The sequence below is a fragment of the Sinorhizobium chiapasense genome (assembly GCF_036488675.1).
Lineage (GTDB): Bacteria > Pseudomonadota > Alphaproteobacteria > Rhizobiales > Rhizobiaceae > Sinorhizobium > Sinorhizobium chiapasense.
Genome location: NZ_CP133152.1, coordinates 35,555 through 54,813, shown reverse-complemented (window position 1 = coordinate 54,813; position 19,259 = coordinate 35,555). Strand labels below are relative to the sequence as shown.

16 protein-coding genes and 1 tRNA gene are annotated in these 19,259 nt (G+C 64.1%); 2 read left to right on the top strand and 15 right to left on the bottom strand.

Annotated elements, in window-relative coordinates:
• Window positions 1–18: 18 nt before the first annotated feature.
• The 8 genes from RB548_RS24980 to uxaC form a co-directional block, all read right to left on the bottom strand.
• Window positions 19–1,044 carry an ABC transporter substrate-binding protein gene (locus RB548_RS24980; protein ID WP_331376445.1) on the bottom strand — a complete coding sequence of 342 codons (1,026 nt, stop codon included), beginning with the start codon at window positions 1,042–1,044 and terminating at the stop codon, window positions 19–21.
• 102 nt (window positions 1,045–1,146) lie between these two features.
• On the bottom strand, window positions 1,147–2,394 hold the full coding sequence (locus RB548_RS24975) for a glycosyltransferase family 2 protein (RefSeq protein ID WP_331376444.1): 1,248 nt from the start codon (window positions 2,392–2,394) through the stop codon (window positions 1,147–1,149).
• A 139-nt stretch (window positions 2,395–2,533) separates the two neighbouring features.
• Window positions 2,534–3,994 carry a mannitol dehydrogenase family protein gene (locus tag RB548_RS24970; RefSeq protein WP_331377195.1) on the bottom strand — a complete coding sequence of 487 codons (1,461 nt, stop codon included), beginning with the start codon at window positions 3,992–3,994 and terminating at the stop codon, window positions 2,534–2,536.
• Window positions 3,994–4,836: an ABC transporter permease gene (locus RB548_RS24965; protein ID WP_331376443.1), complete on the bottom strand. Its 843-nt coding sequence runs from the start codon at window positions 4,834–4,836 to the stop codon at window positions 3,994–3,996. The genes RB548_RS24970 and RB548_RS24965 overlap by 1 nt, the downstream gene beginning before the upstream one ends.
• Window positions 4,837–4,892: 56 nt before the next feature.
• Complete coding sequence (locus RB548_RS24960) at window positions 4,893–5,771, bottom strand: ABC transporter permease (protein WP_331376442.1); 879 nt, start codon at window positions 5,769–5,771, stop codon at window positions 4,893–4,895.
• Window positions 5,768–6,883, bottom strand: coding sequence for an ABC transporter ATP-binding protein (locus RB548_RS24955; RefSeq protein ID WP_408642477.1), 1,116 nt, complete (start codon window positions 6,881–6,883; stop codon window positions 5,768–5,770). The genes RB548_RS24960 and RB548_RS24955 overlap by 4 nt, the downstream gene beginning before the upstream one ends.
• Before the next feature lie 332 nt (window positions 6,884–7,215).
• The gene (locus RB548_RS24950) at window positions 7,216–8,391 is read right to left on the bottom strand and encodes an extracellular solute-binding protein (RefSeq protein WP_331376441.1); all 1,176 of its coding nucleotides are present in this window, start codon (window positions 8,389–8,391) and stop codon (window positions 7,216–7,218) included.
• A 107-nt stretch (window positions 8,392–8,498) separates the two neighbouring features.
• Window positions 8,499–9,899: a glucuronate isomerase gene (gene uxaC / locus RB548_RS24945; RefSeq protein WP_331376440.1), complete on the bottom strand. Its 1,401-nt coding sequence runs from the start codon at window positions 9,897–9,899 to the stop codon at window positions 8,499–8,501.
• 93 nt (window positions 9,900–9,992) lie between these two features.
• Between uxaC and RB548_RS24940 the strand changes: the two genes are divergently transcribed.
• Together RB548_RS24940 and uxuA are read left to right on the top strand one after the other, a co-directional pair.
• Window positions 9,993–10,715 carry a GntR family transcriptional regulator gene (locus RB548_RS24940; RefSeq protein ID WP_331376439.1) on the top strand — a complete coding sequence of 241 codons (723 nt, stop codon included), beginning with the start codon at window positions 9,993–9,995 and terminating at the stop codon, window positions 10,713–10,715.
• 89 nt (window positions 10,716–10,804) lie between these two features.
• On the top strand, window positions 10,805–11,992 hold the full coding sequence (gene uxuA / locus RB548_RS24935; protein ID WP_331376438.1) for a mannonate dehydratase: 1,188 nt from the start codon (window positions 10,805–10,807) through the stop codon (window positions 11,990–11,992).
• A 162-nt stretch (window positions 11,993–12,154) separates the two neighbouring features.
• Here the strand turns inward: uxuA and RB548_RS24930 are convergent.
• The 7 genes from RB548_RS24930 to fdxH all read right to left on the bottom strand — a co-directional run bounded on the left by RB548_RS24930 (window position 12,155) and on the right by fdxH (window position 19,254).
• Window positions 12,155–12,250: transfer RNA gene (locus RB548_RS24930), tRNA-Sec, on the bottom strand.
• A 62-nt stretch (window positions 12,251–12,312) separates the two neighbouring features.
• On the bottom strand, window positions 12,313–14,310 hold the full coding sequence (gene selB / locus RB548_RS24925) for a selenocysteine-specific translation elongation factor (RefSeq protein WP_331376437.1): 1,998 nt from the start codon (window positions 14,308–14,310) through the stop codon (window positions 12,313–12,315).
• Window positions 14,307–15,071, bottom strand: a complete 765-nt coding sequence (locus tag RB548_RS24920) for a tetratricopeptide repeat protein (protein WP_331377193.1) — start codon at window positions 15,069–15,071, stop codon at window positions 14,307–14,309. Before RB548_RS24920 ends, selB begins: the two co-directional genes overlap by 4 nt.
• Before the next feature lie 59 nt (window positions 15,072–15,130).
• Window positions 15,131–16,543, bottom strand: coding sequence for an L-seryl-tRNA(Sec) selenium transferase (gene selA / locus RB548_RS24915; protein ID WP_331376436.1), 1,413 nt, complete (start codon window positions 16,541–16,543; stop codon window positions 15,131–15,133).
• Between the two features lie 48 nt (window positions 16,544–16,591).
• Window positions 16,592–17,506 (bottom strand): formate dehydrogenase accessory protein FdhE, encoded by a 915-nt coding sequence (gene fdhE / locus RB548_RS24910; RefSeq protein WP_331376435.1) that lies wholly within the window; start codon window positions 17,504–17,506, stop codon window positions 16,592–16,594.
• Window positions 17,507–17,608: 102 nt separating this feature from the next.
• A complete protein-coding gene (locus RB548_RS24905) occupies window positions 17,609–18,316 on the bottom strand; it encodes a formate dehydrogenase subunit gamma (protein WP_331376434.1) in 708 nt (235 codons plus the stop codon).
• On the bottom strand, window positions 18,313–19,254 hold the full coding sequence (gene fdxH, locus RB548_RS24900) for a formate dehydrogenase subunit beta (protein WP_331376433.1): 942 nt from the start codon (window positions 19,252–19,254) through the stop codon (window positions 18,313–18,315). Before fdxH ends, RB548_RS24905 begins: the two co-directional genes overlap by 4 nt.
• Window positions 19,255–19,259: the final 5 nt, after the last annotated feature.

Below are 19,259 nucleotides of genomic sequence, written 5' to 3'. Positions count from 1 at the left end.
CGCAACCATTGGAAACACTCACTTGAAGAGGGCTTCCGCGTCTTCGATCGAAAGCGAGCTGGTGTAGGAATAGTAGCCAGGCTTGCCTTCGAGCTGCTTTGCCGCATCGCCCAGGTTCTTGCTATCGATGAACGGAATCGGCAGGTAGAGAGCGTTACCGTACTGGCCGGCCTTGGCGGGCTCCTTCAGTTCCCTGCCCTGCAACATCAGCACGGCGACATTCAGCGCGCTCGCCATGACACCCGGCGGGTTGACGGTCGCGCCGGAATTCAGCTTGTCCGTGACCCAGAGATCAATGAAGTCCTTGCGGATCTCGCCCGTTGCGGCGATCTGGCCGGTCTTGCCGGCGTCCATGATCGATTTCCAGGCACCGGCGGCCATGCCGTCCTGCACCACGACGCCGTTCACGTCAGGATAGGTCGCAAGGATGTTCTGCATCGCCTGCTGGCCCTGCGCCTGATCCCAGTTGGCATTGACTTCGTTGACGATCTGGATGTCCGGATAGTCCTTGAAGACCTGCTTGTAGCCTGCCACGCGCATCTCGTTAGCCGGGTGTCCGGCAACGCCGTTTATCGCGACGACCTTGCCCTTGCCGCCCAGCGTTTCGGCAAGCCATTTCGCACCGGCGGCACCCCAGGCAGTCTGGTCGATGCCGACATAGAGCGCATCCGGAGACGAAACTTCCGCATCCGTCGCGATGACCAGGACGCCGGCTTCCTTCGCCTGGGCGAAGATCGGGTCGAAGGCGGTGGGGCTGTTCGGGTTGACGATGATGGCGTTCACGCCTTCCGCGATGAAGTTGCGGATATGGGCGATCTGCCCGGGAACGTCGACATTCGCACTCTGGACCGAGACTTCGACGTCGACGCCCTTGTCCTTCCACGCGGCGGCGGCGGCCTTGGCCTCGTCGATCATCTGGGTGCGCCACTCGCTGCCGACCCAACCGTTCGAGAGACCGATCTTGAAGGTCTCCGCGTTGACTGCCGATGCCGAGATGACGATGGACGCAACTGTGCTGAGCGCTACTGCGATAAGCTTTTTCATAAGATCCTCCCAAATCTTAAGGAGGACATGAAGCCAGAAAATGTAATCGATTTCAACGGCGTTCTGGCAGCTGCAGCGCCCGGTTGAGTGCGTGCCGCGACCTCAGACCACGACGTTGCCGACGATGTCGCTTTCTGAGAGAACGAGGTTCGGCGAATAACCTTGCGCGAGGAACTGTTGACGATCGTTTTCGGCAACGACGAAGACGGCCGTGCGCGCGATCTCATTTGCCTCGAGCTCCGGCGCGGGGGCAACGACGGCGATGTCCTGGCGCAGGCCGAGTTCACGCAGCAGGCCTTCGAGCGACGACGGACTGTCGACGCCATGCAGGATCACGCGGTTGACCTCCGCGGCGGCGTTGACCTGCCACGCAAGCGTCTGCACGGCCACCATCAGCGGCAAGGAATCCTTCAGTTGCCGCGCCGTCGGGTGGTGCTCGAATCCGGCGAGCGCCATGCGCGTATAGATTTCATAGGCCTTGACGTAGTCTTTCTTGGCCGCCCACATGCGCATCGCAACCGCCATGCGGACGGAGGTAAACTGCCTGATCTGCGCGTCCCGTGCCGTGCGCCGGTCGGGTGTCATGCGTACGGCTCCACGCTTGGCGCCGACGTGGAGGAAATATTCCAGGCCGCCCCGGTAGCGGTCCCAGGCGGTCAGCAGTTCGTCGTGGCCGGCCTGGGGGCGATCCCGCCCTAGCTTTGACTGGACGACCTGTCGGTAGAAGGGCTTCTTCAGAAACGCGACGCCGCCCCTTTCGAGAAAATGCGCGAGATTGGAGAACGCCCAGTAGGCGAAATGGCGCGGCAGCCAGGATGTGCGCAGCGCCGCGGTCCGGTAGATTCCAATCTCGGGAAAGATGTGCCGCTCGACGATGAAAGCGAAGAGCCGCTCGAATTCGTCCTTGTCGAATTTGCTATCGGCATCGACATTGTAGAAAAGTTCGGTGTCCCGACCTTCGACCTCGTTATGAATATGCCACGGCGCAAAACAGGCGGAGAGTTTCGGGTTCCTGTCGAGGTAGGCAATGGCCTCGACAAGACCGTCGACCGCCAGCATGTCATCGTCCGCGAGATAGATCGCATACTCGCCCGCCGCGTGGCGGAAGGCGCTGCCGAGATTCGGGTCGACGCCGCGATTTTCCAGCTGGCGGAAATGGCGGATGGGCAACCCTTTGCCGGCGAACGTCTCGACAATCTCCCGGGTGTTGTCCGTGGAAGCGTTGTCGGAGATGACGATCTCGAAGCTGAACGGGATCTGGTAGCTGTCGACGAAGCGGCCGAGCGCATTCTCCAGGAACCGCGCTCGATTGTAGGTCGGGATGCAGATGCTGAGCTTGACGGGATCCACCGCGTGTTCCTGCTAGGTTGGCTCGGGTGACACTTGCTCGCCACCGAGTGAGGCCGCTCTCCCAAAGCCGGCGCGAGGGGAGAGAGCCGATGAGGACACTTATTCCGGTGCGATCTTGTGTGAGGCTTGCCCGCAGGGTTCACGCGAAGGATTTGACCGCCGCGGCCGCGCCCTTGGACATCAGCGTGGCGAGCGTGCGAACGAGCGTGTCGCGGAACGCTTCGTCCGACGACAGATCTTCGCCGAATACCTCCGTGACGCGGAGAAGCGCGGCCACGATCTCTTCGGGCCGTGGCAGCGGCTGCGCCGCGGCGGCGATACGGCCGGCAAGCGGGTCGCGGACATCGATGGCGGCGCCCTTTTCGTCCAGGCCGCGCGCGTAGCGCATCCAGGCGGCGACGCCGAGCGCCAGGCGGTCATAGGACGCCTTCGCCGCGATACGGTCCCTGATGGTGCCGAGCAGTCGCTGCGGCAGCTTCTGCGATCCGTCCATGGCGATCTGCCACGTCCGGTGGCGCAGCGCCGGATTGCGGAACCGCTGAAGCAGCGCCCGGCGATAGGCGGCGAGATCGAAACCCGGCAGCGCCGGCAAGGTGGGCGAGACCTCCTCGACCATCAATCCTTCGATCAGCGCCTCCATGCCAGGCAGCGCCATGGCTTCGGCGACCGTTTCGGCCCCGGCAAGGTAGCCGAGATAGGCGAGCGTCGAATGACTGCCGTTGAGCAGCCTCAGCTTCATCATCTCGAAGACGGCGACGTCATCGACGAAAACGACCCCCGCCTTCTCCCAGGCCGGGCGGCCGAGCGGAAAGTCATCCTCCACCACCCACTGACGGAACGGTTCGGTCACGATCGGCCAGGCATCGACAACGCCGATCGCCGCGGAAATGTCCGACCGGTCCTTTTCCGTCGTCGCCGGTACGATCCGGTCGACCATGGTCGACGGCGAGGCAAGCTCGCGGATAATATTGGCGAGGGCCGGATCGCGCAGTTCCGCGAAGCGCGTCACGACGTTCTTGAGCACGTGGCCGTTGGATGGAAGATTGTCGCAGGAGAGCAGCGTGAACGGGGGCACGCCGGCGCTCGCCCGACGCGCAAGCGCTTCCACGATGAAGCCGACCGCCGACTTCGGCCGCGCCGGATTTTGAAGGTCATGGACGACGTCGGGATGACCTTCGTCGAGCTTGCCCGTCGCCGGATTGTGGCAATAGCCCTTCTCGGTGATCGTCAGTGAAACGATCCGCGTCGCCGGGTTGGCCATGCGGGCAAGAACGGCTTCCGGGTCCTCCGGCGCGCAGAGAAGTTCGACGACACTGCCGATCACCTGCACTTCCTCGCCCTCGCCATCCTGGACCTTGAGCGTATAGAGCCCGTCCTGCGGCGCGAGCGCATCGCGCGTCTCGGGGCTGCGCAGCGAGACGCCGCAAATCCCCCAGGAAGGATCGTCTGCGAGCACCGCGTCGGTGAAGACTGCCTGGTGCGCCCGGTGGAACGCGCCGATGCCGAGGTGGACGATGCCGACGGCAAGCCGGGCGGGATCGTAGTCCGGCCGTTCGACGGTAGCCGGCAACCGGTCGAGTGTCTGTCGTGAGAGTCGCATCATGAAGCCTGCTGTTGTTTTGCGCGCGCGACGATCTGCGTCGGGCTGACGAACTGTAGCGCGAGGACCAGCCAGAAGAGCGTTGTCACCATATAGACGACCGCCATCGCATCGATCGACTGGCTGGCACGCACGCCGGACGCGAAGACCGCATAATAGAGCGCCACGACCAGTGTCTGGCTTGTCGGCCCGGCGATCAGGAAGGTCAGCTCGAACATGGCGATCGTGCGCACGAGGACGAGAAGCAGCGCCGCCAGCATGCCCGGAAGCAGGAGCGGCAGCAGGATACGCAGGAAAAGGCTGCCCGTACCCGCGCCGAAGACGCGCGCGGCGGCTTCGATACGCGGATCGATCTGCTCGATGAACGGGATCATCACAAGGATGACGAAGGGCAGCGAGGGCACCAGGTTGATCAGCACCACACCCCAGAACGAACCGCCGAGACCGACCTGATAGAGAACCGTCGCCAGCGGAATGCCGTAGGTGAGCGGCGGGATGAGGAGCGGCAGCAGGAAGAGCAGGATGACCGCTCGCTTGCCGGGAAAGTCCCGCCGGGCCAGCGCATAGGCGGTGACAACGCCGATCATTCCGGAAATGAGGACGACAGCGAAGACGACCTGGAAGGTGACAAGAACCACGCTCGAAAGCTGGAACTCGCTCCAGGCGTCGAAATACCAGCGCGTCGTCCAGCCCGCCGGCAGCCACGTGCCGAGCCAGCGCCTGGCGAAGGAGTTCATCACCACGGCGGCCATTACACCGATCAAGTTGAGGACGAAAAGGCCGGCAAGCGCCCACACGGCGAAGCGCCACAGCTTGGAGGCAAGGCCCTGGTCACGGATCATGGCGTCACCTTTCTAGTCTTTGGAATAATGTCGTTGAAATGTCGAAGTGCATCGCCTCACCCTTTCGTGCCGCCCGCGGGGCCGCGGTAGAAGAGCGAACGCAGCGCGAGCACCGCCACGACCACGACGAGTTCGACGAGGCCCATGATGATCGCGATCGCCGACCCCATCGAGTGATCGTACTGCTCGAACGCGGCCTGGTAGGCGGCAATCGAAATCACCCGCGTCGGCCCGGCAGGCGCACCGAGCAGCACGGCGGAAGGAAACACCGCGAAGGCCTGGACGAAGGCGAGGCAGAAGGTGACGGCGAGGCCCGGCACGAGCAACGGCAGGTAGACCCGGAAGAAACGCTGCCGCGGTCCGGCGCCGAGGGTTGCGGCCGCCTGTTCGATCGCCGGATCGATGCCGGTCACGTAGGAGAGCGTCAAAAGGAAAGCGAAGGGGAACCCGGTGATCAGCAGCGAGGCGAAGACGCCCCAATAGTTGTTGGTGAGCTTCACCGGCGCATCGAGAAGCCCGACAAGGATCAAGGCACGGTTGAACCAGCCCTGCGGACCGAGAAAGGTCAACAGGCCATCGGCGACGAATACCGTGCCGAGCGTGATCGGCAGCACCAGGATCGTCGTCAGCAGTCGCTGCCGGCTCATCAGCCGCACGCGAAAGGCAATCGGCAGCGCCAGCGCCATGTTGACGATCGTCACCGGCAGCGCGAGCCAGAGCGTCGCGCCGATCGTTGCGAACTGGAAGCGGTCAGTGAAGAAGCGGGTATAGTTCGAATACCAGACGCCCTCGCGCGGCATCAGCGAATCGACGATGCCGTAAACAAACGGATAGACGAACAGCGCGACCATCACCGCAAGTCCGGGCAGGACGAGCAGCGTCGTCGCGTCGAAACCCTGGGCGGCGAGCCGCAATCGAAGGGAAGGCCTGTTCATGCCGGCTGCCCCTTGAAGAGCAGAGCGCGGCCGGCGACCGGCTGCAGTCTTGCGGCGGCACCGCGCGGCAACGCATGATCCGCACGGAAATAGAGTTCCGAGCCGTCAGCGGCATGCGCCATGCCGAAGAAGGCGCGGCCGCGATATTCCATGCTGTTCACCGTGACCTGAATTCCGTCGCCGCCGTCGACGGCTACAAGATCTTCCGGGCGCACGGAAAGGATGGCAGCATTACCCGGCTTCAGCGGGTCGCGCATTGTGCCCGTGAGCCGTGCGCCGGCCGCCTCGATTTCCGCCTCGCTGCCGGAGACCGACAGGACCCGTCCGGGAAGCCGGGTGCGGAAGCCCATGAAATCCGCCACCTCGACATGGACCGGCCGCTGGTAGAGATCTTCAGGAGTGCCGATCTGCATGATGCGGCCCTGGCTCATCACGACAATGCGATCGGCGAGCGAAAGCGCCTCGTCCTGGTCGTGCGTCACATAGATTGTGGTGGAGCCGATCTGGTCGTGGATGCCACGGATTTCGGCGCGCATCTCGAGCCTGAGCTTGGCATCGAGGTTGGAGAGCGGCTCGTCCATGAGCACGACCGGGGGCCGGATAACGACGGCGCGGGCAATGGCGACGCGCTGCTGCTGGCCGCCGGACAGTTGCCCCGGCAGCTTGTTGGCCTGCGAGCCGAGACGGACGAGGTTGAGCGCGTCGTTGATTCGCTTGTCCGCCTCGGCACCGCCAATGCCCTGCATGGTAAGGCCGAAGCCGACATTGCGGCGCACGGTCATGTGCGGAAAGAGCGCATAGCTCTGGAACACCATGCCGAAGCCGCGCTTTTCCGGCTCCAACTCGTCGATCCGCAGGCCGCCGAGGCGGATTTCGCCGCCTGTGAGCGGCAAGAGGCCCGCAACGCAGTTGAGTGCCGTCGACTTGCCGCAGCCCGAGGGTCCGAGAAGCGCGATGAATTCGCCCGGCTCGATCGAGAGGTCGATGCCGTCGAGTGCGTTGTAGGCGCCGAACGAGCGGCGCAGTCCGTCAAGCTCCAGACGCGCGCCCTGTCTTGACTCGCCTTGTTTCTGCGTCGGCGCCTGTCTTGGGTTTTGAAGCGGCAGGGTCAAGGTATTCTCCTATTCATGGTGCGCTTCCGGTTGCCGACCCCACATGCAGCAAATCGAAGTGCTGCAGCGTCCCCTTGCGTGTCTGGAAAAACACAGCGGCGCTGCAGCGGGATCGTCACGACACCCACGCTTCCAGTGTGCGGTGTCTGCCCGGCCGATAGCGTTCGGATGCGGCGCCGACGGTTCGCCGGCGTCGCGTCCGGTTGACTAGAGCGGGATGAGGAAAAGTGTGTGCGGTTTTCCGCCCGCATCCCGCTCTAACTTATTAGAATCGATCACGTTTTATGATTTTGGGTCGATTCGACCCAAAATCTTCGTGATCTAAAGCTTGCTCAGCCCTTCGATGCGCCGATCTGTTCGTCCCAGATGCGGAACGCATCGACGAGCTTCGCCGGCTCAAGCGGAACCTCGAGCGGGTTGTTGGCGATCCAGTCATCGTATTCCGGTCGCCCGAACTCGGCGATGGCGTCCTGGCTTTCCTGCGGCGCCATGTCGAGCGTCACGCCCTTCGCCGCCGGACCCGGGTAGAAATAGCCCTCGTCAAAGGCGATCGCCTGCTGCTGCGGCTGGAGGATGAAGTTGATGACGTCGAGAAGGACGGCAATCTTTTCCTCGGACACGCCCTTCGGAATGACCGCATAATGCGCATCGGTCACCCAGTGGAAGCCTTCGAGGGTACCGACCTTCGCCTCGGCCGGAACGATGCCGAGCACGCGCGGGTTGATATCCCAGCCGGTAGTGGTGACGACGATGTCGCGGGTGCCCTCGCCGAGTTCCTTCATCACCTGCGTCGTTCCGGTGCCGTAGTACTCGATGTTTTCGCCGAGCGCCTTCAGATATTCCCAAGTCTTGCTCCAGCCGTTGACCGGATCGCGCGGGTCGCTGTCGCCGAGCAGATAGGGGAGCCCCATCAGGAAGGTGCGGCCGGGACCGGAATTGGCCGGGCGCGCATACATGAAGCGCTTCGGATTGGCCTTGGTCCATTCGAGAAGCTCGGCGGCCGTCTTCGGCGGTGTCGCGACGCGCTCCGGAATATATTCGATCAGCGGACCGGACGGGTAATAGGTGATGACGACGCCCTGGTCCTTCGCGAGAGCCTGCATCTTGAAGGCCTGCGGCAGGAGGATGCTTTCAAGGTTCGGGAGGCTCGCCTTGTGCGCGGCGAGATCCACCCAGAGCCCCTGGTCGAGCCCGGCGGAAAGCGCGTCGGTGCCGGTGAGAACGAGGTCGATATCGACCTTGCCGGCGGCCTGCTGGGCCTTGATCTTCGACGGCAGCTCGGGGGCGGGCGCCTTGGTGAAGGCGAAGCTCGACACCCATTCCGGCTTTGCCGCCGCGTAGTTCTCGAACATGCCTTGCGTCAGCGCCAGGTTACCGGCAACGTCGACGACCGTGATCGTGACCGGAGCCGACGGCGCCTTGGCCTGCGCAAAGCCGCGGGTGGGGATCAGGCTTAACCCCGCCATGCCGGCAACGCCGCCGACAAAATTTCTGCGTGTGATCTTCATTCTCATTCTCCTCCATCGTTATGCCGGACGTCTCCCGAGCGGCCGGCCCCTGCAACGCCGCGCGTCTCACCGGGCGCGCAAAGGTCGCTGCAGCACCTTGAATTGACTCACAAGCGATACGCCCGCTTGGCGAGCCCGTAGGCAAGTTCGCGCGCAAGGTCGTGCGCCTCCTCCTCGTCGAGGCGGTGGTCGGCGACAAGGCGGGCGAGATAGGCGCAATCCACCCGGCGTGCCATGTCGTGCCGCGCCGGGATCGACAGATAGGCGCGCGTATCGTCGTTGAAGCCGACGGTGTTGTAGAAGCCGCAGGTCTCCGTGGTCGTCTCGCGAAAGCGGCGCATGCCTTCCGGACTGTCGAAGAACCACCAGGCGGGACCGAGCCGCAGTGCCGGATAGTGGCCGGCGAGCGGTGCAAGCTCGCGGGAATAGGCCGTCTCGTCGAGCGTGAAGAGAATGATGGTCAGCGAAGGGTCGTTCCCGACCGCATCGAGCAGCGGCTTCAACGCCTGCACATAGTCGGTGGCCTTCGGGATATCGGCGCCCTTGTCCGGTCCGAAATTCGCAAACAGCGACGGATTGTGGTTACGGTAAGAGCCGGGATGGATCTGCATGACGAGGCCGTCCTCCTGGCTCATGCGCGCCATTTCGGTCAGCATCTGGCCGCGGAAGGCTTCTGCCTCCGGGGGTCCGGCCTTGCCGGACAACACCTTCTCGAACAGGCTTGCAGCGTCGCCGGGCGAAAGGTTTTCCGTCCGGGCGGTTGCGTGGCCGTGATCGGTCGCCGTGGCGCCGCGCGCCTTGAAGAAGGCGCGGCGGGCGCGATGCGCGTTGAGATAGCCGGTCCAGGTTGCGGGTTCTCCGGTCAGGGCAAGCAGCTTCCCGACATTCTCGACGAAGCCCAGCGCCTCGGCATCCACAACGGCGTCCGGCCGATAGGTCGGCACGACGCGGCCATGCCATCCCGAACCACGAACCGCATCGTGATGCGGAAGATCATCGAGCGCGCCATCTGTCGTCGCGATCACTTCGATGCCGAATTTGTCGTAGAGCGCGCGCGGCCGCAGCTGGGGCGTCGCGATCGCCTCTGCAATGCGATCGTAAAGGGCGTCGGCATTGCCCGGTCCCAGCCGCTTGGTGATGCCGAAGACCGCTTCCAGCGAGTGCTCGAACCAGAGCCTCGTGGGCGTGCCGGCAAAGAGATGGAAATGCTTGGCGAAAAGCCGCCAGATCGAGCGCCCGTCGGGAGCGATACCCGAACCATCGCGTCTCCTGACCCCGAGGTCTTCCAGCCTGACGCCCTGGGAATAGAGCATGCGCGTCGCATAGTGGTCCGGCGTGATGAAGAGCGCCGCCGGATCGGGAAACGCCCGGTCCTCTGCATACCAGACCGGTTCCGTATGGCCGTGCGGGGAAATGATCTTCAGGCCAGCGACAGCATCGTAAAGGCGCCGGGCGATGGCCCGCGCCTCCGGCTCCACCGGAAACAACCGATCGGGATGCAATGCCATTTCCGGGGCCTCCCTTCCCTCATCCATATTGGCAATCTGAATGAATTGATATACTAGTATCCAAAACCGAGTCAACAGATGGAATTCGCCTCCATGTCGAAACGCCAACGCCCGGATGTGTCGTCGCCGACTTTCGCAGTGTCAGGCGGCGTCAAGATTCGCCGGGTGACGACCGCATCGGCGATCTATGAGCAGCTTCATGCCGCGATCCTTTCGCTGCAGATGAAGCCGGGCGTCGCCCTGCAGGAGAAGCGCATTTCCGAGGAGTTCGGCGTCAGCCGCACGCCGGTGCGCGAGGCGCTTCTGAGGCTTGCCGAAGCCGGGCTCGTCGAAATCTTCCCGCAATCGGGAACCTTCGTGTCGCGCATTCCGGTCTCCGCCATTCCCGAAGCCGTCGTCATCCGCAAATCGCTGGAGCGCACGACGGTCGAACACGCCGCCGAGGTCGCGACCACCGACGATATCGCCAGGCTCGATGCGATCATCGCTCGCCAGCGCGTCCACGCCGCGCTCAACGAGCCATCGCAGTTCCACGAACAGGACGAGGCCTTCCACGAGGCCATCTCGGCGATCGCCGGCTATCCGGGCATCTGGAGCATCCTGAAGACCGTGAAACTGCAGATCGACCGCGCCCGCCGCCTGACGCTGCCGGTGCTTGGCCGCATGGACAGCGTCATCGAGGAGCACACGACGATCCGCGACGCCATCGCGGCGCATGATGTGGATCGTGCGCGCGGCGCGATGATGCATCACCTGAGCGCCGTCATTCCCGACATTGACGAGCTGCGGCTTCTCTATCCGGGCTATTTCAGCTGAACGGCGAGCGCGCCCCTCGACAACCTCGAGAGACGATCTCAAGAGACCACCCCAACAAAAGAATCAAGGCTGACAGGAGGAACACCAATATGCGGCAGGGCTGGAGATGGTTTGGGCCGGATGCGCCGGTCACGCTGGACGATGTGCGTCAGGCGGGCGCGACCAATGTCGTCTCAGCGCTGCATCAGGTGCCGATCGGCGAGGCCTGGAGCGAAAAGGCCGTGCGCGAGCGCCAGTCGCTCATCGAGACCACGCCTGCCGGCCGCACGCCGCTCAAATGGTCGGTCGTCGAGAGCATACCGATCCCCGATCTGGTCAAGCGCAAGGGCGGAAAGGCGAAGGCCGAGATCGAGGCCTGGATTGCCAGTCTCGAAGCCGTCGCCGCCTGCGGCATCAAGATCATCTGCTACAACTTCATGCCGGTGGTCGACTGGACCCGCACAGAGCTCGACTTCGTCACGCCGACGGGCGCGACCGCGATGCGCTTCGACCATGAGCGCTTCGCGGCCTTCGAACTTTTCGTCCTGAAACGCCCCGGCGCCGAAAGCGAATACTCGCAAGAAGACCGCGAGCGGGCAGAGGCCGTCTTCGGTTCGATGCCGGAGGAGGAGATCGCCGAGATCACGCGCATCATCACCTCCGCGCTCCCCGGCTCCACCACCGAGCCGCTAACGATCCCCGCCTTCCGCGAGCGGCTTGCAGCCTATCAGGAAATCGACGCGGCGCGCCTGCGCCAGCATCTGATCGAATTTCTTGAGGCCGTAACACCGGCGGCGGAAGCAAGGGGCGTCAAGCTGACGCTTCATCCGGACGATCCGCCGCGTCCGCTCTTCGGCCTGCCGCGCATCGCCTCGACGGAGGCCGATTACGCCGCACTGTTCGACGCCGTGCCCTCGGAAGCGAACGGCATGTGCTACTGCACCGGAAGTCTCGGCGTCAGGGCCGACAACGACCTGCCGAAGATCGCCCGGCGGTTTGCATCGCGCATTCATTTCGCCCACCTTCGCGCCACCACCCGCGAAGGCGACGGCCGCAGCTTCCATGAAAGCGCGCACCTCGAAGGCGACGTCTCGATGGTCGATGTCCTGAAGGAACTCGTCGCCGAAGACCAGCGCCGGGGAGCGGAAGATACCATCGTCTTCCGCTCGGACCATGGCCACCGGATGCTTGACGATTTGCAGAAGAGCGTCACGCCCGGCTATCCCGCGATCGGCCGCTTGCGTGGTCTCGCGGAGCTGCGCGGCATCCTTCACGCCCTTGGCGCGCCGCCGACCTGATCGGCGGCGACACGAACGCCAGAGCATCCCCCTTTCAAGTGGAATCACTGGAAGCGGATAAGATGCTCTAGAACCAAAGTGCTAGAGCGTCCTTTGTGCGTTCACTTGAACGCACGGCGCTCTTAGGCGTCGTCAGCCGGAGCTTCCCGCCGAACCGGATGATGGCGGAAGAGAGTGGGAGTCGAACCCACCAAAGGCCGTCTCTCGACCCCTCCCGGATTTGAAGTCCGGACGCCCCACCGGGGACGAATCTCCTCCTCAAGCAATTCCAGGAAACGTGTGTAACGGTTTTCCGTCCGGAATTGCTTTGCCTCAAAGAGTTAGAGCGGGATGCGCTCACAGCTTTCCTCATCCCGCTCTAAAACACCCACCTTGTCACGCACACCATTCGGCAAATTGCCGAAAAGGTCCAGACGGTTGCGATTGAGGCGGCGCATATCGCCGCGTCTGAGCGTGACGCTGTGACGGTCGAAGAAGTCGAGGATCTGGATCGCAACCTTGCGGCCGTTCTCGAGTCGATCGCGAAACTGCATCGCAGTGAACCAGCCCTTGTCCGCGGCCGTACTGATCTCAACGATGACCGCGACCATCTCCGCCACCACCTCGCGCAGGAAAAAATGATCGTGCGCCACCTCGTGCACCTTGCCCATGCGACTGCCGAGCTTCATGAGCCGGCGGACCTGCGCCTCGGGCACCGCCAGCAATCCGGCGATATCGCGTACGCGCGGCGGGCGGAACCGCTCGGCCCCGTCGAGCAGGGGCTTGATATCATGCCAGAGCCGTTCGTCGGCCAGGGTCATCGTCACCCGATGGTCGGCAAGCCGGACCCATGCTCCGTCGAGCGCGATCTCTCCCGGTCGAGCGAGTGCCTGCAATGCCGCCCGAAAGGCCGGCACCGGCAAGCGAAGCTCCGTCTGCGTGCGCAGCCGCTCGACACCCATTCCCAACAGATCCGGATTGTCGGTATGGAAACCCTTGAGCCGGGCGAGGATATCGTTGCGGAATTTATCCCAACTCGTCTCGGACATGGCGAGCGTCGTCGCCTCCAGCGGCAGTTGCACGACACCGAGCGATTGCGTCAGCGCGACGGCCTCCGTTGCAGCGATCGCTCGGTCGCGGGCAAAGGCGTTGAGGTCGAGATAAAACGGCGGCGCGGCGAGCAAGGCCTCGATTGCCTCTTTCGGTTCGGTCAGGGAGAGCGCATCGAGCTGCGCCATCCGCTCCGCCGTGCGCCGCTTGCGCGCCGGCGCGCGCAGATCCAGGAACCGACCGCCGCCGATGGTGCGGCGCGCGGAGGTGTCGCGAACGACATAGCGGTCTCCAGCCGCCGCCGCGATCGGCCGCTCCAGCACGAGCTGGACGCGGGTGCGCGCACCGGGGGCCGCCGGCTCATCGGCCAGAAGGACGATCCGGGCTCCGACTTCAACCGAGGCATGATGAAGCCGCACCGGGAACCAGTGGCCGATCGGCTTCGGCTCGGAGCCGAGCACGCGCAACGTCGCATCGATCCGGCTCGTCGGCGCATGCAGATCCTGGTCGCAGACCACGTCGCCGCGATTGACCGCCGTCTTCGTGATGCCGGGACCGGCGAGGTTCAGCGCGCAGCGATCGCCCGCGCGGCCGGTTTCGCTTGGCCTGTTCTGCGCATGGATCGATCGCACCCGGGCGTCGAGACCGGAAGGGCTGATGGTGACATGGTCCTCCACCGACACCTGTCCTGAAAGTACGGTTCCGGTGACGACCGTGCCGACGCCCTGAATGGTGAAGGAGCGATCAACCGCCAGCCGGAAGCGGCCGGTTGCCTGCCGTCGCGTGAAGGTTCGCGCCGCACCGGCGATTTCATCACGAAGCAGCGCCACGCCGCTACCCGATACAGCCGATACCGGGATCATCGAGACATCGGCAAGCGCCGTGCCGGCAAGCTCGTCTCGCATCTGCCGTTCGACTTCTTGGAGGCGATCTTCCGACACGAGATCGGCCTTGGTGATGGCGACGATGCCGTGTTCGATGCCGAGCAGGTCGACGATCGCCAGATGCTCGCGCGTCTGCGGCATGACACCGTCGTCGGCCGCCACCACCAACAGCACGAAGTCGATGCCGCCGGCGCCCGCCAGCATGGTATGGATGAATTTCTCGTGGCCCGGGACGTCGACAAAGCCGAGGGTTTCTGCGCCCTCGACCGGCATGTAGGCAAAGCCGAGGTCGATCGATATGCCGCGGTCCTTCTCCTCCTTCAGCCGGTCGGTGTCGACACCGGTCAGCGCCCGGATCAACGACGTCTTGCCATGATCGATATGACCGGCCGTGCCGACGATCACTTTTCGCCCCTCCCATGTGCAGGCTGGGACGGATCCGCCGTCTCGGGCAGCGACATCGCGGCGCGGCGCTCGGCCTCCGCCAATTCCTCCGCGTCGAGCCCGTCACGAACGACGTCGAAGAACGGCGTCGCCAGCGCGCTGCCAGCTTCACGCGCCCTCAAGAGCCAGGCGAAGGCATCGACGGGATCGCGGGCGATGCCGCGTCCCAGATGATACGCCGCGCCAAGCATCGCCTGCCCGTCGGCGTCACCGGCGCGCGCGCCGAGCCCCCACCAGTAGACCGCCTCGATCGGATCGCGCGCGACGCCGATGGCATTGTGGTAGAGCATCCCGAGCCGCGTCATCGACTGAGCGGAGCCGTTCTTTGCGGCAGCGAGCGCCCAGCGGTGCGCTTCCGCGAAGTCGGGCTCGATGAGATCGCCCTCCAAAAGCATCCAGCTCAGCATGTCCTGAGCCTCGGCGTCATCCTGTTCGGCTGCCTTGCGGTAGAGCGCCGCCGCCCTTTGATAATCCGGTGCGATTCCCTCGCCCTTGAAGAGCAGCGAGGCGAGGTTGCGCTGACCGACTGGATCGCCGGCCTCGGCAGCGAGACAGAGCCAGCGGTAGGCAAGCTCGGCGTCGCGGGCGACACCCAGTCCACCAGCAAAGCATGCACCGATATTGTTCTGCGCTCGCGGATTTCCCGCCTGCGCCAAGGGTATCCAGGTCGCAAGGGCAGTCTCGTAGTCGCCGCTGCGGGCGGCGGCGAGCGCCTTCTCCATCGGCGCCTCGCCGGATTGATCGCTCTCGGTCGATCTTCGCAGGAAGCGGCTGAAGAGACTCACGACGGCGGTCCTTCGCTCGGCGGATCGAGATGCGCGAGATTGGCGACGAAACCGTCCTCATCCTCAAGGCAGCGCAAATCGAGGATGAGCGCCCCGCGCTCGATGCGGCCGATGACAGGCATCGGCAGACGCCTCATGGCCGCGGCCAGTTCGGCAAGTGTGCGGCCGCTGCCTGAATGCGGCGTCAAGGCAAGCCCTGCGCTCGGCACGGCAGAGAGCGGCAGGGCGCCGGAGCCGATCTGGCTTTCGCAATCCACGACCGAAACGCGGAATGCGCTCTTCACGGCGCGCTCCATCAAAGATGCCAGCCGCGCCGCCTGGTCACCGATGTCCGCCTTCGGACGGGAAAGCAGCCGCATCGTCGGAAGCCGCTCGCCCAGGCGATCCGGGTCACGATAGAGCCTGAGCGTCGCTTCCAGCGCCGCAAGGCGGATCTTGTCGACCCGCAGCGCGCGTTTCATCGGGTTGCTGTTGATCTTTTCGATGAAGGCTGTGCGTCCGACGATGAAGCCGGCTTGCGGTCCGCCAAGCAGCTTGTCGCCAGAGAAAGTGACGATGTCGGCGCCGTCGGCAATCGCTTCGCTAACGGTCGGCTCGTGGGCAAGCCCGAAGCGCTCGAGGTCGGTAAGCGTGCCCGAACCGAGGTCGTTGACGAGCGGCAGACCGCGCTCGTGGGCAATGCCGGCAAGCTCGCGGGCGCCGACCTCCTTGGTAAAACCTTCGATGCGATAGTTGGAGGTGTGGACCTTCATGATTAGGCCCGTCTCGGGTCCTATGGCGTCGCGATAGTCCCTCGCATGGGTGCGGTTCGTGGTACCGACCTCGACGAGGCGGACGCCGGAGCGCAGCATGATGTCCGGCATGCGGAACGCGCCGCCGATCTCGATCAGCTCGCCGCGCGAGACGATCGCCTCCCTGCCGGCCGCGAGACTGTTCAGCACCAGAAGCACGGCCGCGGCATTGTTGTTGACGATGGTCGCATCCTCGGCACCGGTCAGCTCGCAGACGAGCGCTCGAAGGTGATCGTCTCTTTCGCCGCGTTTGCCGCTCTCGAGGTCGAACTCGAGCGCCACCGCTTCGCGCATCGCCTCCGTCGCAGCGTCGATTGCCGCTTGCGCGAGCAAGGCCCGGCCGAGATTGGTGTGGAGCACGGTCCCCGTCAGATTGAAGAGCGGGCGGAGCGTCGACCGATCATTCTCCTCAAGCGCCGTGACGGCGGCCGTGACGATGGCGTCGGAAGGAGGAACCTCTCCACCTTTGCGCACCTCGTCCCGGGTCGTGGCCAAGACTTTCCGCAAGGCTTCGGTAACGGCCGATCGCCCGAAGCATTCGACCGCTTCGACGAGGGCCGCCGATCTCAGAAGCTCGTCCACCGACGGGATGTCGCGCAACCGGACATTGGCATCCATCAAAGTCCTCCTTGCATCGCGCCAGCACTCGAAAACTGGCATGACGCATCAGAAGCCGGCCAGTAGCGGCGCGAATCCGCCACGGCGATAGGGACCCTCGCGCATCAAAAGATCGAGGCTCAGGCTCGCAACATCGTCCGCGACCGGTTCCGTTGCCGGCTCGTTGTTCTGGTAGAAAATCTTTGTCCAGCCATGGCATTCGTCGCAGGTCTCGGCCTTGACGGTCCCGCCCTGGTCCTCGATCTCGCGATAGGAGATCCCCTTGGTGGAGCCGCAAAGCACGCACTTGATCCGGACATAGTGCCAATAGGTGCAGCACAGCGAGCAGGAGCAGAACCGCGCGCCGTGCGAGCCCGGCCAGCCGACGACCATGGACGATACCGGCCTGCCGCCGCATGACGGGCAAACGCCGTCGGCGACGGGCGTGAGCTTCTTGGCGTCGAGAAGCGACGCCAGCCGAGCGAAATGCACCTGAAGCGCGGCCCAGACAAAAATGTGTTCCGCAATCGCGTCCGCAGGCAACGAACCGGAAAGCACGGTATTGGCCATGAGAAGACGCGCTTGCGCATCGGCGGCGGCGACACGTGCCAACGCGGCGGCGGCCGGCACCGGTTTCTCGATTGCGTCAGCGGCTGCGAACAGACGGTCGAATATCGTGTTGAGCGCTTCGCCCTCCATCCCATGGCGATGGAGCGGCGGCATCTCGAACTCTCGTGCGCGCTTGAGGGCTGCGGCGTCGGGGCCTTCGGCAGGCGGAAGCTCGGCCTGGATATCGTGTTGAGCTCCAGCGAGCCGGGCTACGAAGTTGAGATAGGGCGCAAGGTCGCTCGCTTCGGCCAATTGACGAAGGCGCAGCGATCGGATGAAGAACAGCGAAGACGGATCAGGCAGGCGCGCAAACGGCGGCGACGAGACTTCTCCAATGGCGGTGGGATCCGGCGCTGCTGCGTCTTTGCGTTTCATCACACTCCCTCACGAACCCGACGGGCCACGTGATATAACCCTGAAACTTGGTTTCGAGCGGGATGCGGGCGGAAAACCGCCCACACTTTTCCTCATCCCGCCCTATTCTGCTGCCGTCCTCTTCTCGTCTTTCGCAGGCGGCTTGGCGACGAGTTCGCGCAACCATTTGCGGTGATACCGCCAAGCCCAGCCGCCGGTCACGGAACCGCGTACCATCCCGCGTATCGTACCCTTTACCCAGATCGCTGCATAGACATGGGTGATCCAGACGCTGATCGCGAGGATGGCGGCGATTGCGTGCACGAGAACGGCCCACCGCTTCTGCTCGATGGTGGTGAAGGCCGCGAAATATTCATCCCATATGACGAGACCGGACGCGATCAGGACGATGATCAGGACCGACATGGACCAGAAGACGAGCTTCTGCCCGGCATTGTACTTGCCGATCTCGGGCAGGCGTTCGTCGTGCGCAGTCAGCACGTCGCGCACCCGTGCAAGCCAGGTGCCGTCTTCGCGCTTCCACAGATTGAGCTTCCAGAAACGCAGGAACAGGCCGAGGAAGCTGAAGAACAGGACGACGCCGATCCACGGGTGGATGGCGCGCACCAATTGGCCCCCGCCGAACAGCCCCGACAGGAAGAAAAGCCGCGGGTGGAACAGAGAGAGGCCGGAAAGCGCGAGCAGCACGAGGCTGCCGGCTGTGATCCAGTGATTGATCCGCGCGCCTCCGGTGTAACGATCGACCGTGACAGGCTTGCCGGCATGCACGCTGCTGCTCTTGCCGGCGTCATTTTCCGTGTTGGTACTCATGAGGAACGATCTCCCGTGAGCCGCTCAGCAGCCTCCTCGTCCTCTTCGGTAACGCGGTTGGGGCCGTTGACCATGTAATGCAGGAAGCCGGTGACCGCCGCGACGCCCATGACGGCGAGGCCGGCATATTTGGTGACCCCCTTCCAGGCCTCGACGATCGGGCTGATCCTCGGGTCGTTGGGCAGACCGGCGTAAATCTCCGGCTTGTCGGCATGGTGCAGCACATACATGACGTGCGTGCCGCCGACGCCCGGCGGATCGTAGAGGCCGGCATTGGCAAAGCCGCGGGACTTCAGGTCGGTGATCCGCCCTTCGGCATGTTTCTTCATCTCCTCCTTGGTGCCCCAGACGATCGCCTGCGTCGGGCAGGCCTTGGCACAGGCCGGCCCCTGGCCGACCGCGACGCGGTCGGAGCAGAGCGTGCATTTGTAAGCGGTATGATCGACCGTCGAGATGCGCGGAATGTTGAACGGGCATCCCTTGATGCAATAGCCGCAGCCGATGCAGTTCTCATGGACGAAGTCCACGATGCCGTTCGAATATTGCACGATGGCGCCGGGCGCGGGGCACGCCTTGAGACAGCCCGGGTCCTCGCAATGCATGCAGCCGTCCTTGCGGATCAACCATTCGAGATTGTTCGTCTCAGGGTTTTCCCATTCGGTGAACCGCATCAGCGTGAACATGTCCGGCGTCAGGTCGTGCGGGTTTTCAAAGACGCCCACGTTCTCCTCGATCTCGGGATGGGTGTCGTTCCACTCGATGCAGGCGGATTGGCAGGCCTTGCAGCCGATGCACTTCGAGACATCGATGAGCTTGGCGACTTCGGTCTGGCGCTCGGCGGGCGGCGTCACGTTCGACGCCGAGCGTCGCATCAGGTCGCTTTCGCCGAACTTCGGGGTTTGAGGTCCGGTGCTGGGATTTGGGACGGGCGGGAACATGGTTC

What these genes read in the sequence shown, in the direction of transcription:
- fdhE (WP_331376435.1), bottom strand. Translation starts at nt 17,506, where the DNA reads ATGAAACGCAAAGACGCAGCAGCGCCGGATCCCACCGCCATTGGAGAA.
- uxaC (WP_331376440.1), bottom strand. Translation starts at nt 9,899, where the DNA reads ATGGCATTGCATCCCGATCGGTTGTTTCCGGTGGAGCCGGAGGCGCGG.
- RB548_RS24905 (WP_331376434.1), bottom strand. Translation starts at nt 18,316, where the DNA reads ATGAGTACCAACACGGAAAATGACGCCGGCAAGAGCAGCAGCGTGCAT.
- uxuA (WP_331376438.1), top strand. Translation starts at nt 10,805, where the DNA reads ATGCGGCAGGGCTGGAGATGGTTTGGGCCGGATGCGCCGGTCACGCTG.
- RB548_RS24965 (WP_331376443.1), bottom strand. Translation starts at nt 4,836, where the DNA reads ATGATCCGTGACCAGGGCCTTGCCTCCAAGCTGTGGCGCTTCGCCGTG.
- RB548_RS24950 (WP_331376441.1), bottom strand. Translation starts at nt 8,391, where the DNA reads ATGAAGATCACACGCAGAAATTTTGTCGGCGGCGTTGCCGGCATGGCG.
- RB548_RS24920 (WP_331377193.1), bottom strand. Translation starts at nt 15,071, where the DNA reads ATGGAGAAGGCGCTCGCCGCCGCCCGCAGCGGCGACTACGAGACTGCC.
- RB548_RS24980 (WP_331376445.1), bottom strand. Translation starts at nt 1,044, where the DNA reads ATGAAAAAGCTTATCGCAGTAGCGCTCAGCACAGTTGCGTCCATCGTC.
- selA (WP_331376436.1), bottom strand. Translation starts at nt 16,543, where the DNA reads ATGGATGCCAATGTCCGGTTGCGCGACATCCCGTCGGTGGACGAGCTT.
- RB548_RS24970 (WP_331377195.1), bottom strand. Translation starts at nt 3,994, where the DNA reads ATGCGACTCTCACGACAGACACTCGACCGGTTGCCGGCTACCGTCGAA.
- RB548_RS24960 (WP_331376442.1), bottom strand. Translation starts at nt 5,771, where the DNA reads ATGAACAGGCCTTCCCTTCGATTGCGGCTCGCCGCCCAGGGTTTCGAC.
- fdxH (WP_331376433.1), bottom strand. Translation starts at nt 19,254, where the DNA reads ATGTTCCCGCCCGTCCCAAATCCCAGCACCGGACCTCAAACCCCGAAG.
- RB548_RS24940 (WP_331376439.1), top strand. Translation starts at nt 9,993, where the DNA reads ATGTCGAAACGCCAACGCCCGGATGTGTCGTCGCCGACTTTCGCAGTG.